We start from the raw sequence: 12,833 nt of genomic DNA, 5'->3' as shown, positions 1-12,833 counted from the left end.
GTAGGACTGGAGAAGGTCAGGCAGGGGGTGCTGTCGGAGGCCACCGCAGGAAGGCAAGGACCCGCTTGCCGGCGCCGTCCGGTTTCAGCCGCGAGGTCCAGGCGTCCGCTTCGGCCGCCACCAGGTGCAGGCCGCGACCGTCGGATGCCTCGATCGGTCGGTTGCGCGGAACGGGGAGCTGGGCGGAGTTGTCCTCCAGCTCGATCACCACGAATCCGTTGCGGAGGGAGATCGTCAAGGTGATCTCCTCCAGCACGCCCTCAGGCTTGGTCCTGCCGTGCCGACAGGCGTTCGTGACGAGTTCGCTGACGATGAGCAGTACCCGGTCTGCGAGAGCGTCCAGGCCTCATTCCGCGATCTTTGCCCGGATGAATGCCCGGGCTCGACGAGGTGCCAGGTCGTCGGAGGACAGCGCGATGCTCGATTGCGCCTCTGTCCCCCTTGCGATGGCGTTTGAGGACGTCAAGCAGCCGTGCAACCCAACGGCCTCGGGCTGCCGAATCACTGGGCCGTCTCCGTCGGCACCGGCAACGCAGCGGTAGCTCAACCTGCCAGGAAGCCACCCTGCCGGGCGTCATCGACTGCCGTTTCCCTGCGGCACATGTGGAACACGATCTGGTGGTTCGCCGCCATGGACATACCTCCCAAGGTCCCTGCCACGCCGAGCTCGATGCATCGGCTCGGATGGCGGGTCACGCTGCCACCGTGACCGAGAGAGCGCATATCACCGCAGCAATAAGGGGAGTTGGGCTGCAATATGGCGACTGCAATGCCAGCATGAGAATCAGCATCCACATGGTCGACCGCGATCGGGAGGGGCAGTGAGCGGTGAACGGCGTTGCCTGAAGTGCGGGTGCCGGCTCAGCCGCTACAACCCAGACAAACGCGAACTGTGCGGAGCGTGCGCACGAAGCACCCCCGCTCTCACGGCGCCTGAGCCACCCCCCATTCCGCCCCATGTATGGTCCGATGCCGGGATTCAGGAAGCCCTCCAGTTAATGGACTTCGGCCGAGTGAGTCGCCTACTGCGGCAATGCACCGGGCTACGGCAGGACGACCTCGCTCGCCGCACCGGCCTCAGCCAGGGCTACCTCTCCCAACTCGAATCCGGAGCCCGGCGCCTGACACGCCTCGACAAGACCCAGGCGTTCCTGGACGCTCTGAATGTGCCGGGAGAACTCCGTCCGGGCGCCCTGGGCAGTTCTACTGCAGGCGATAAGCCGGAACTTGAGCCCTGTTCCGATGACACAGACGAAATGCGCTCGCTCGCCGCCGGTGCAGCACAGTCCTCCCGTGCATTCGCCGAATTCATTTCCCCCAGCAACGTCAGCACGGACGAGCTTGAGCAGTTCGGATTCACTCTCGCCCGCATAGCCACCGACTACGTCCACGCACCGCTGCTGCCGCTCTTCACCGACCTCATCGCAGTACGGGACGAACTCTTCGACCGACTAGAAGGCCGCCAGCGCCCGCAGCAGAGCCGCGAGCTGTTCATGCTCGCCGGTACGGCCTGCCTGCTGCTCGCGCATGCCTCCCAGAACCTCGGCGAACCGACGTCCGCGATGACGCAGATCCGCACCGCCCGCCTCTGTGCCGAGCAAGCAGATCACACAGGTCTCCGAGCGTGGATCGCCGGCACCACGGCGCTGCTCGCCGAGTGGTCGCCACAGAGCCGGATGGCATTGAAGCTGACGGAACGGGCGGCCCAGCTCGCCCCGGCTGGAGAGTCCCGAATCCGTATCGCCGCGATCGAGGCACGCGTGGCTGCCCGGATCGGCGATCGGGAACTGTCGCTGGCCGCGCTTGACCGGATGCGGCGAGCCAGGGAGGAGACTCCGCTCCATGACGAGGTAGAGCAGTTCGGCGGCCTGCTGACCTTCCCTCTCGCCAAGCAGGACTACTACCTCGGCGGCACGTACACCCTCCTCGGGAGACACGAGGAGGCGCGCCAGCACGCCACGGCCGCCATCACCGCCTACCGCAGCGGCCCGATGGAGGAGCGCTCCTACGGGGACGAGGCCCTGGCCCATATCGATCTGATCACCACCGGCATCCTCCAAGGGGACCCCGACGGAGCGACGACCGCTCTCCAGCACGTCCTGAACCTGCCCCCGCAGATGCGCATTCGCCAGCTCGGCAGCGCGATGGATCGGCTCGGCGGCCTCATGCGCCGAGGCGACCTCAAAGGCAACCGCACCGTCGGACAGCTGGCCGATCTCATCCACGACTACGAGGTCATCGACGGCACGCTCACGCTACGGTCGGAGCGATGACCACAACATCTGTCACGCCGCACGGCGCCGCTCAACGGGCCTGCTCAGTCTGGGGACTTCCCACACGGGGCATCTCGCCTCTGCGCAGCCACGCCACCTCGGTCTATCTCCTGCCCGATGCCAACGTAGTCGTCCGAGTAAGCCGGAGCGGAGAGCACACCCCGGTTCAACGGGCCATCGCCCTTACCCGCTGGCTGGCCGGCCACGACTTGAAGGTCACCGAGCCGCTCGATCTACCGCAGCCTGTGGACGTCAACGGCTACGTCATCAGCGCCTGGCGGCACTACCCCCAGCCCGACGGCCCACCGCCCGGCCCGGAACACCTCGGCCGTCTACTCAATCAGCTTCACCAGCTCCCCGATCCCCCGATCGAGCTGCCTGCCCATCGACCGCATCTGTCTCTGCGTCCTGCTGTGCAATCCAGCACCGTCCTTTCGCCCAGCGATCGCGAGTGGATCCTGGACCGCTCCGCTGACCTCCTTGACGCCTACGCTCATCTCGACTTTCCCCTCGGCCAGGGGGTGATCCACGGTGACGCCTACCCGGGCAACACACTGTGGGACCGCGCCGCCGCCAGGCTCGGCGACTGGGACGAAGCAGCGATCGGCCCCCGCGAGGTCGACCTCGCCAACACTTTCCAGGGCGTCCGCTTCGGGCGCACTCCAACCCAGCTCCGTGCCTTCTCCGACGCCTACGGCTACGACCTAGCCGACTGGCCAGGGCTGCCGGTGCTTACTGAGCTACGGGACCTTCACACACTCGGCTCGTTCATCCGGCGCGCCGACAAGGGAGACCTCGATGCGACGGCCCAGCTCGCCTTCCGGCTCGACACCCTCAAGTACAGAGACCGAACGAAGAGCTGGGCCATCCACTGACTGAGAAGCCGCCCCCGGCCCAGAAGTGGCCGGATCGGCTGCCTCGATCGGGGGCGCTGCTGCTCAGCAAGCTGCCGCCCAGACCGCTACCTACCGTTATGCAACTCGTCCGCCCCTCCCGGACTCGCCCCTGCAACGCCACCGTGCGTCCGCGATGATGAACAATCGAAGCAAATCGGTCACATCTGAGCTGCCTCTTTCACATTGAGGTGACCATACGCCAACACCGGCGGCGGGGGTTAGGATCTCCTTGCACTCCTGGCGGAATGAGGGGACCTTGCCGAGGAGCGTCCCCAGGAGTGCCTCCTATAGGAGCGTATCCCGACAAGTGGGGGGAAATATGACGGGCGACCCTGCAGCGACGAACGTGGTCTACCTCGACTACAACGCCACCGCGCCACTGCGCCCAGAGGCTCTCGAAGCCACCCTCGACGCGCTTCGGAGCGTGGGCAACGCCTCAAGCATGCATCACCCGGGGCGCGAAGCGGCAGCCCGTGTTGACTTAGCACGTCGTCAGCTCAGCGCTCTCCTCAATTGCTCGCCGGGTGAACTCATCTTTACCTCTGGCGCTACGGAAGCGAACAATCTCGCCCTGCGCGCCGCGTACGCCCGTGGCGGGACGCTGGTAACCACCGCGGTCGAACACCCTGCGGTTCTGGAAACCGCCCGCACGATCACCGCCGATGAACCCTGCTCCCTCCTTGTCCTGCCTGTCGACGAGGACGGCGTCGTCGATCTGGAGCCCTTGCTCTCGGCAGTCCGCCACCGCAAGTTAGCTCTCGTCTCGGTGATGATCGCCAACAACGAGACCGGGGTCCTTACCGCTCTGGCCCCCATCATCGAGGCGGCCCACGAAGCCGGAGCCCTAGTCCACACCGACGCCACGCAATACGTCGGGCGACTCCCCCTCGACCTCACCGAGCTCGACGTCGACCTGCTCTCCCTCTCAGCTCATAAATTCGGAGGTCCGCAGGGCGTTGGCGCGCTCTTCGTCCGCCGCGGGACCCTCCTACCACATCGGCCGCTGCTCGTAGGGGGCGGACACGAACGCGGGTGGCGCGCTGGCACACTGAACGTCGCTGGGATCGTCGGCCTTGGAGCAGCCGCCGAGGCTTCGCGACTGCAGCTCGAGCACGATGCTCCACGGATAGCCGGTCTACGTGACGTCCTCGAAGCCGGACTGACCTCCCAGATGCCTGGATGCCGAATCAACGGCGCCCGCGTGCCGCGGCTCCCCGGTGTCACGAGCGTCACCTTCCACAACCTGCCGGCTGACGCTGTTCTGGCCTCCATGCCTCATGTCGCCGCATCCGACGGCAGCGCCTGCTCGTCCGGAGCCCCGAGTCCAAGCCACGTCCTCCTCGCCATGGGGCGAAGCCGTGACGATGCTGACTCCACGGTGCGCTTCTCCCTCGGCTATGGCACCACCAAGTCCGATGTCGAGGTCGCACTAGATGCCATCGTCAAGGCGGTATCGCACGTGCGGTCCGCGTTGGCGGCCACCGACGGGGCCTGATCAACGTTGCCTATTCGGAATCAACTCCACTTGCCTCGCTGCTTGTTCCACCGAAAGGTCCAATTACATGTCAGATAGTCGGCTCGCCGAGGCCGTCGAACTTTCCTTCTCTCGGCATGAAACCTTTGCCCCGCGCTTCGGCTGGCTGCACAAGGCTTACATGCAGGTAAAGGACGACAGCCAGATCTTCCACCGTGAGGATGCGCCCGTCTTGCTCGGCGTGGGCAAGAACATGGTCAACTCGATGCGGTACTGGTCAAAGGCTTTCAAGCTCACGCGTGAGCACCCGCATGCCGACCCCTCCTACCGCTCGTTGGTCGGATCACCAACATGGCGTGCCCACTGGCTACTTGATGAAAGCGGAGCCGACCCTTACCTCGAAGACACGGGGAGCCTCTGGCTCCTGCACTGGTGGCTGCTCGCGTCCGAGTCGCAGGCTAAATGCTGGGCGCCCAGTTGGTATGTGATGTTCAACCTCGCGCCGTTCTCCCGCGTCACGTCCGCGGAGATGGGCAGTGTCATCACCCGGCATGTTCACGAGGGGTTCGGCGAGAAGGACTGGCCTGCCGCAGAGTCCATCGCTCGCGACGTCGACTGCCTGATCAAGATGTACGCCCTCGACCAGGAATTCAATCCCCTCTCCCCCGGAAGCTTCGAGGACTTGCTGATGTCCCCCTTCCGTGAGCTAGGTCTCCTTGAAGGGCAAGGCAAGGGCAGACAGCGGACCTGGCGTTTCACCCAGGGATCCCGCTCTAATCTCCCGGCCTCTGTTCTCGTTTACGCCTGCCTGGACTACGCCTCACGGTTCTCGGTGAAGGCCGGCTCTATCACGCTAGCCAGACTTGCAAATGAGACAGGTGCTCCCGGCCGGGCTTTTCGCATGCGAGAGCCGGATCTTGCCGTGGCCATCGAGAGTCTCGTCAAGGACCACCCCGACCTGAATGTCGTTGAAGCGCTTGGACAACGCAGTCTCACCTACAGCAAGAATCCTCAGCAGTTGGCCTGGGACGTTCTCGATGAGCATTACGGCAACGTTCGCAACCGCGACGGATTCTCGACCCCGAAGGAGTGGGCGGCTCAGTACCCCGGCCTGAATGCCACCACCTCCAAGCGTGCGAACACAAAGCTCCCGCAGCAGACCGAGGAGCTGGAATTGATTGAGGAGAACGCGTGACCATGGCCACGCCCAAGACCACCCGGCGCCCACGCCAGGTCGAGGCCACCGTCCAGATCCCCAAGGGCATCGAGCTGGTTGGTTCAGAGCTGCGCTCCACCAATCTGGAGCGCGATGTCAGTGAGACGCTCCTCAATACGCCCTACGTGGGAGTGCGTTCTCTCGATGTCCTGGACCGAGTCACCAACGCTGTGTCCGACCCTCGTCGCACCCGGGCATGGTCTTTCACCGGGCCCTACGGCTCCGGCAAGTCGACCCTGTCGAACCTCCTCGACGCCCTCCTCGGACATGACGTAACTCGTCGGAAGGCAGCCGAGAAAGCCGTCACCGACACCAGCCCCGGGCACGCAACGCGCCTCGGGCGAGTTCGCGATGAGCTACACAAGGACGGGTTCCTGGGGGCCATCGCCACTGCACGCCGCGAACCTCTGGCGATCACTGTGCGGCGAGCTTTGCAAACCGCGGTCGAACGCAGGTGGAAGAAGCGTCCTCCGAAGGCCGTCGCACAAGCGCTAGCGGCGTGCATGGATCGCGAGGTGCCTTCCGCAGAGAGTCTTCTAGAGGCTTTCGCGGTCCTATGCGATATCGCTCCGGTTCTGCTCATTATCGACGAGTTCGGAAAAACCCTTGAGTATCTCGCCGCCGAAGGTGAATCCGGTAGCGAGGGCAGCGATGTCTACCTCCTCCAGCTGCTCGCCGAGAAGGGCGCCGGCCCCTCGGGAATGCACTTGTTCCTGATCACACTGCAGCATCTGGCATTCACCGATTACGCGGCGCGCTCCAGCACCATCCAGACGCAGGAGTGGGCAAAGATTCAAGGGCGCTTCGAGGACATCACGTTCGCGCCCAACCTTGGCGATGCCGTGCACCTCATGCAGCGGCGCCTCGACCCGTCGTGCGTTCAGGCTGCGGACCGTGAGCTCATCCAGGTCCAGGCGCAGGCCGCAGCAGACACCTGGGCGGAACACGCTCTCAACACGATCGTCGACATCTCCGCCGAGACGTTCGCCGGCCTGTATCCACTCCACCCCCTCACCGCTGTCGCCGCTCCCTTGCTGGCCGCCCAGATCGGCCAGCACGACCGCAGCCTGACTGGCTTCCTCGCCAGCGATGAGCCCAACACCGTCCGCCGGACCCTGGACACCCTGTCCTGCGCTTCTCCGAAGCACGCCTCCACCATCCGGCTGCCTCAGCTGTACGACTACTTCTTCGCCTCCGGCCGGACAACCATCCTCGCCTCCGCGAACGCCAGCCGATGGCTGGAGGTTGACAATCGCCTCAATGAGGCACATGGGCTGCCCGCCGAAGACCAGGAAGTCCTCAAGGTTATCGGCATCCTGAATCTGATCGACACGGACGGCCTGCTCCGTGCCACGCCGTCCATGATTCAGTTCGCCCTCCACGATCCAGCAGATGCGGGCGATCCCAAACGCTTCGCTGCTCTGGAAAAGCAACTCGAAAAACTCGCGGCCGACGGCTTCGTCGTCCACCGGACCTACAGCAACGAATACAGGGTCTGGCAGGGCACTGACGTCGATATCGATGCACGCGTCCGAGAAATCGCCACGCGCATCGATCCAGCTGATGTCGTCCGGTACTTCAGCAAGCACCTCGGGACTGTGCTTCCGGCTGCGGTCGTCGCTGGTGGACACAGCCAGAGAACTGGCATGCTCCGGTACTTCGTCACCTCAGTCAGTCACCAAGCTGAGAAACTGGATGGTCCGGAGGTCGTCCGGGACGCAGCAGACGGCCTGATGGTCTACCACCTCGGGCCTATTGAAACGCGGCCCGTAGTGAATTCTCCTCTACCTGTCCTCATCGGCACCACTCAAGCCCCCGAGAGTGTTCTACAAGCTGGCATCGACCTGGTGGCGCTTGAGGAACTCCTCGAAGACAGCACTATCGATCACGTGGCAGCGCGCGAAATCGCAGAACGCGCGTCATACATCTCGCAGAACATCGGCTCCATGCTGGACAAAGCGTTCAATCCTTTGAGCCCTCAGTCCACCTGGTATCTGTGGGACAAGGGGACTGAGACTGCCGGTGAGCCGGGCGAGCCCATCAAGGCCCGCAGCTACGCCAATCTTGCTTCCCAGGCTTGCGATCGGGTCTACCCCCTCACGCCGCATATCCGCAATGAGATGGTGGGGCGCCACCAGCTCACCAGCAACGGTGCTCGCGCTCGGCGGCAGCTGCTCACCGACATGCTGCAACGCTCAGGTACGCCTCTGCTCGGCTATGACGCCAAGAAGTACACGCCGGAGCGGGCGATATACCACGGGGTCGTGGAGTACCTCGGCCTTCACCGGGCCGCGGGTGAAACCAGCACTGATACCCAGGGTGACGGGTTCCTCACGCACGGCCTCTCTCGTCCCAGCCAGGAGCGCAATGCCCACGTCATCGGTACCTGGAAGGCTCTCGAAGATGCCCTGACCAATACGAAGCAGCCCACACCGATCGTCGATATCTACCACCATTTGATGGCGCCGCCTTACGGTGTGAAGGCTGGAGTTGTCCCCATCCTTGCCGTGGCAGCCCTCATCCTGCGGAGCGACGACGTTGCTTTGTTCGAGGATGGCAACTACTGCCAACGGCTGACTCCTGAGATCATCGAGCGCCTCAACGTCCCCTATCCTGACCGTTTCGCGGTCAAGGCCACGCCAGTAGGACGAGGGCAACGTCGCCTCGTGGTTGAGGGATTGACTAAGGCTCTCAACGTTGAAAGGCCGCGCTCTCGCACTGCCCGTAATCCCGCTCTACTGGCTGTCACGCGGGCAATGCTGGAACGCATGATGGTTCTTGAGCCGTATGCTCGACAAACCCGTCGGCTGAGCGCTGATGCCCTTGCCATCCGCGAAGTGCTGTCCCGTGCGACCGACCCAGACGAACTGGTCTTCACTTCCCTGCCTAAGGCTCTGAATTTCGAACCAATCCTCGCGAACTCCACTAAGGACGAGAACACAGCCGGGTCCTACGTATCGCGCCTGAGCACAGCCCTAGATGAACTATCCAGCGCCAGCGTCACGCTGCGCAGCGAAGTAGTAGCCACGATCGGCCGCGAGTTCCGTCTCCCTGAGGCGCTCTCCGAGCTTCGCACCGGACTGACCGAGCGGCTTCGCGGCTTCGCTGACGCTCCGCTCGAGCTCAGCCTGCGTGGGTTCGTCTCCCGCATCCTCAACGAGAGCTTGCCGGAGGAGGACTGGCTGGACCCGGTCATCATCCGCCTCGCAAACAAGGCGTTGGGTGACTGGACAGACAGGGACGTCACAAGCTTCCCTCGCCAGGTCAAGGAAGTAGCTCGGGCCCTCGACCGCGTGAGTCACTTGTACGAGCATGATGCACCACGTGTTGCGCAAGGGTCCGACGAAGCACGTCAGTTGGACACCCATCTCCTCACCCTGACCACCCCCCAGGGGCAGGAGGAACGCACCCTCATCCACGTGCCGCGGCAGTCTCGCAAGCCAGCCGAAGAGCTCGTTGTCAGTGTCATCCGGCAAGCTGAGGAAGCACTGGGCCCTGACGGCGCACGCATCCTGCTCGCCGCCTTGGCAGAGCGCCTGGCGGCAACCCACACCGCCTCGGCTCCCCAGAGTAAGGAGAAGCTGTGACCAGCACCGAGAACTCCCATGGGAAGAAGCGTCATGTCCTCGGCTTGTCAGGGGGCAAGGACTCGTCCGCTCTCGCCATTTACATGCGCGATCGCGTTCCCGAGATGGAGTATTTCTTCTGCGACACCGGTGCCGAACTACCGGAGACCTACGAGTACCTCAACCGCCTCGAAGCAGCCGTAGGAAAGCCGATCGTCCGCCTCAACGCTAGTCGGGACTTCGATCACTGGTTGAAGGTGTACCAGGGCACGCTCCCAAGCCCTCAGATGCGCTGGTGCACCAAGAACCTCAAGATCAAGCCGTTGGAAGAGTGGGTCGGTGACGACGAAGTCGTCTCCTACGTCGCGATTCGCGCTGACGAGAACCGGCTCGGCTATGTGAGCACCAAGCCGAACATCACCGCCGTCTTCCCCTTCCGCGAGGATGGCATTGACCGGGCCGGCGTCGACCGCATTCTCGACGAGGCCGGCATCGGCCTCCCGGACTATTACCAGTGGCGGACTCGCTCCGGCTGCTACTTCTGCTTCTTCCAGCGAAAGCACGAATGGGTTGGCCTCAAGGACCGGCACCCGGAACTGTTTGAGAAGGCCATAGAGTATGAGGAGAAGGTCAACTACCAGCGCACTGCAATGCAGGACCGGCAGTACACCTGGTCTCAGGGCGAGTCCCTTCGCGAACTCATAGAGCGCAGGGATGACATCGAGGCCAAACATCAAGCAGCTCTCGAACGCTCGGCCAAGCGCGTCAAGCCGAACCGCCCGCTGCTTGAGGTGCTGTCCGACGCTCTCGACGCGGACGACGACGCCGCGGCATGTGCGGTCTGCCACCTCTGACGGGGATCCAGGATGCCCGGCGCGCGAACCTTCTTCGCAAACCGGGCATCTTCACATGCTGGCTGACACTGAGTCAGCGATCGATGTCAGACTAGGCGGACGACATCCACGAGAGCGGGGGGCTCTTGCGCATGACAAGTCCGAGCATGGCTGACGGCCGGGACGCACTCACGCGAATAGCTCAGCGGTACAGCGAGGAGGACAGCCCAGCACTTCCCATGGAAGTTGGCCTGCATCGGATGCTGGACGTCGAACGGTGCCAACAGCTTGAGGCAGACCTCCGAGAGTTCGCGTTACCGTGGGAGGTCTACCTAGCCACCGAGGACCTCGCTGCCGCCCTGCCGGATGCCCCCGGCTTATACATGTTCGTATGGCGTCCGCAGTTTCAATTCCACGTCGATAGTCGCCCCGCGTATGGCAGCTTCCCCAAGTTGCTCTACGTTGGGCAGGCCGGAGCCTCCACCACCGACTACGGCAACACGATACGGCAGCGCTACAAGGAATATCGCAGATACCTCCGCGGCAATCCAGAAAGCCTGTGGACAGACAGCGAACCGCAGACACGCGCCCAGCGGCTTAGCCGCTACCTCCCTCTTCGACCGATGGAGTTCTGGTGCACCACGGTCGCTGACCGGAGTCGGATCAGAGGGCTTGAGAAGAGGCTAATCCGTCTCTGGAACCCACCTCTGAACGATGTCGATCGCCCGAAGCTCCGCGGCAAGCTCGGTAGCCCCCGGGCCGCGTGGACGTCCTAACCGCGAAGAAAAGAGGTATCAATGCCCTCCAAGACGTTCGTCCCCGCTTTCGAGGCGCACGTAGGAAATTGGAAGTACTACTCCTGTCTCATGAGCTATGCCGCAGTAGCTCGCGAGATCAATTTCGCTCACGAACTGGGTGGCAACCAGGACTTGGGCACCATGATTCAGCGCGGAGTCGGCACCCGCACCACCGACATCACGAACTACCTCCTCACAAACGAGAATCGCTTTCTTGGCGCAATCATTGTGGCGGCGTGGGGAGGGGCACCTGAATACATTCCGCTTGAGATGGAAAAGAACCCTGAGACAGGCGACGTTCTCGCGGGAATGGACCGCAACTTCGGCGTGCTGACCTTCGACGGAACGCACCAGTTCTTTGCACTCGATGGCCAGCACCGACTCAAGGCCATCAAAGATGCAGTCAAACGCAACCCTGAACTCGGACGCGAAGACATCACCGTGATCGTCGTTCCTCATTTCGACGATGATGCCGGTCGACGGCGAACTCGCCGCCTCTTCACCAACATCAACCGAAACGCGGTGAAAACAACCGCCCAGGAGAATATCGCGCTCGACGAAGATGACGGTTTTGCCATCGTTACTCGTCGTCTCCTGGATGATCACGCGTTCCTGGGGCGCCAGGGAGTCGTCCAGGTTTTCAGCAAAGTTGGCAATGACGGTGAGCTCAAGCTCGCCACCCGTCAGGTAGGCGTAACCGGAACCGCCTGGACCACTATCGGCGTTCTCTACGACCTGGTGACCGAGCTTGGTTTTGGCCTCCATGAGAGCATGAACAAGACCTCGCAGAGAGCAACTGACGATGTGCTCGATGAAAGCTACGAGATCATAGCTCAGCGCCTCGACGAGCTGCTGGGCGCCTGTGGCGACATGCGTGAACGTTACGAGTCGCACACCGCGCCAAAGGATTTGCGTGCGCCCAAGGCCCGCGACGGCGAAGGACACCCCTTCATGCGGCCTGCTGTCCAGATCCAAATCGTTCGTGCCGTCCGCCACATCAGCGAACAAGGACTGCTGCCTTGGCCTGATCTGCTCAAGCGTCTGAGCGAGCTGGAGTGGCGAATGACGGCGGCTCCGTTCTCCGCCGTGTGGCAGGAGACCCCGGATGCCGCCCGCAAGGGCAAGATGGTTACGGCGAAGGAAAACGGTCAAGCGCTCTACGAACTGCTCCTGGCGCATCTGGCTCCCAACTCTAAGAGCCAAATCGAACGAGCGCTTAGGGGTTACCGGACAGTAAAGAACGGCGAACGGTACCCGGTTCCCGGCGAGGAACTAATGCGCCGTCTTCCCGCTCATACAGAATTCCACTAATGCGGCACAGACCAGACGCCACTCAGTGGGACAGAAAGGTGTAGGCGCTGCGCCGCTGCGCAAGGCTTCCGGCCCTACTGTCCTTCACCGCATGTGTGACAAGTCCTGCCCTGTGGGCTCGTTCCCACAGGGCAAGCGCTTCTCGTCCCTCGTCGGTCAAGACGAGCGTGCGGCGTCCAGGCCCAGCCGGCTGGGGGTCGAGAAGACCTCGGACAGTCAGTCCGACCACGCGTTGCCTTGCGACAGGCTTCACGCCCGAATCAACCTCGTCCGGTATATAGAAGCCCTTCGTATCCTCGTAGAGCCTCCCGCGCTCAGCAGCACTAAGTGCTGCGACCTGCGCAACGGAGAAGTTGAGTTCCTTTGCCCGGCCCTCCTCCTCCTCGGTCAGCACGGCACTATCGTTGCGAGCGTGCGCTTCGGCGTGGTTCTCCGCCGCCGCCTGGGCATCGGGCCGCGCAAACGGG

At 63.3% G+C, this 12,833-nt stretch carries 10 protein-coding genes; 8 read left to right on the top strand and 2 right to left on the bottom strand.

Annotated features, from left to right (window positions below):
• Positions 1-16: 16 nt before the first annotated feature.
• Positions 17-343 (bottom strand): ATP-binding protein, encoded by a 327-nt coding sequence (locus ACFY12_RS21380; RefSeq protein ID WP_390717844.1) that lies wholly within the window; start codon positions 341-343, stop codon positions 17-19.
• 670 nt (positions 344-1,013) lie between these two features.
• Between ACFY12_RS21380 and ACFY12_RS21375 the strand changes: the two genes are divergently transcribed.
• The 8 genes from ACFY12_RS21375 to ACFY12_RS21340 all read left to right on the top strand — a co-directional run bounded on the left by ACFY12_RS21375 (position 1,014) and on the right by ACFY12_RS21340 (position 12,366).
• Entirely contained in the window at positions 1,014-2,273 is a 1,260-nt protein-coding gene (locus tag ACFY12_RS21375; RefSeq protein WP_390717428.1) for a helix-turn-helix domain-containing protein, read from the top strand.
• The gene (locus tag ACFY12_RS21370; protein ID WP_390717427.1) at positions 2,270-3,148 is read left to right on the top strand and encodes a phosphotransferase enzyme family protein; all 879 of its coding nucleotides are present in this window, start codon (positions 2,270-2,272) and stop codon (positions 3,146-3,148) included. The genes ACFY12_RS21375 and ACFY12_RS21370 overlap by 4 nt, the downstream gene beginning before the upstream one ends.
• Before the next feature lie 340 nt (positions 3,149-3,488).
• Complete coding sequence (locus ACFY12_RS21365; RefSeq protein WP_390717426.1) at positions 3,489-4,664, top strand: cysteine desulfurase family protein; 1,176 nt, start codon at positions 3,489-3,491, stop codon at positions 4,662-4,664.
• A 67-nt stretch (positions 4,665-4,731) separates the two neighbouring features.
• Positions 4,732-5,838: a DUF4007 family protein gene (locus ACFY12_RS21360; RefSeq protein ID WP_390717425.1), complete on the top strand. Its 1,107-nt coding sequence runs from the start codon at positions 4,732-4,734 to the stop codon at positions 5,836-5,838.
• A 2-nt stretch (positions 5,839-5,840) separates the two neighbouring features.
• A complete protein-coding gene (locus ACFY12_RS21355) occupies positions 5,841-9,446 on the top strand; it encodes an ATP-binding protein (RefSeq protein WP_390717843.1) in 3,606 nt (1,201 codons plus the stop codon).
• Positions 9,443-10,279 (top strand): phosphoadenosine phosphosulfate reductase family protein, encoded by an 837-nt coding sequence (locus ACFY12_RS21350; protein ID WP_390717424.1) that lies wholly within the window; start codon positions 9,443-9,445, stop codon positions 10,277-10,279. The genes ACFY12_RS21355 and ACFY12_RS21350 overlap by 4 nt, the downstream gene beginning before the upstream one ends.
• 146 nt (positions 10,280-10,425) lie before the next feature.
• Positions 10,426-11,034, top strand: a complete 609-nt coding sequence (locus tag ACFY12_RS21345; RefSeq protein ID WP_390717423.1) for a hypothetical protein — start codon at positions 10,426-10,428, stop codon at positions 11,032-11,034.
• A gap of 21 nt (positions 11,035-11,055) precedes the next feature.
• Positions 11,056-12,366 (top strand): DGQHR domain-containing protein, encoded by a 1,311-nt coding sequence (locus ACFY12_RS21340; RefSeq protein ID WP_390717422.1) that lies wholly within the window; start codon positions 11,056-11,058, stop codon positions 12,364-12,366.
• Positions 12,367-12,388: 22 nt separating this feature from the next.
• On the opposite strand, the gene ACFY12_RS21335 is transcribed toward ACFY12_RS21340, so the two are convergent.
• Positions 12,389-12,760, bottom strand: a complete 372-nt coding sequence (locus ACFY12_RS21335) for a hypothetical protein (RefSeq protein ID WP_390717421.1) — start codon at positions 12,758-12,760, stop codon at positions 12,389-12,391.
• Between the last annotated feature and the right edge of the window lie 73 nt (positions 12,761-12,833).

The sequence above is a fragment of the Streptomyces sp. NPDC001339 genome, assembly GCF_042895955.1.
GTDB lineage: Bacteria > Actinomycetota > Actinomycetes > Streptomycetales > Streptomycetaceae > Streptomyces.
Note: the sequence above shows the minus strand (reverse complement) of the source record. Positions and strands in the feature narration are given on the sequence as shown.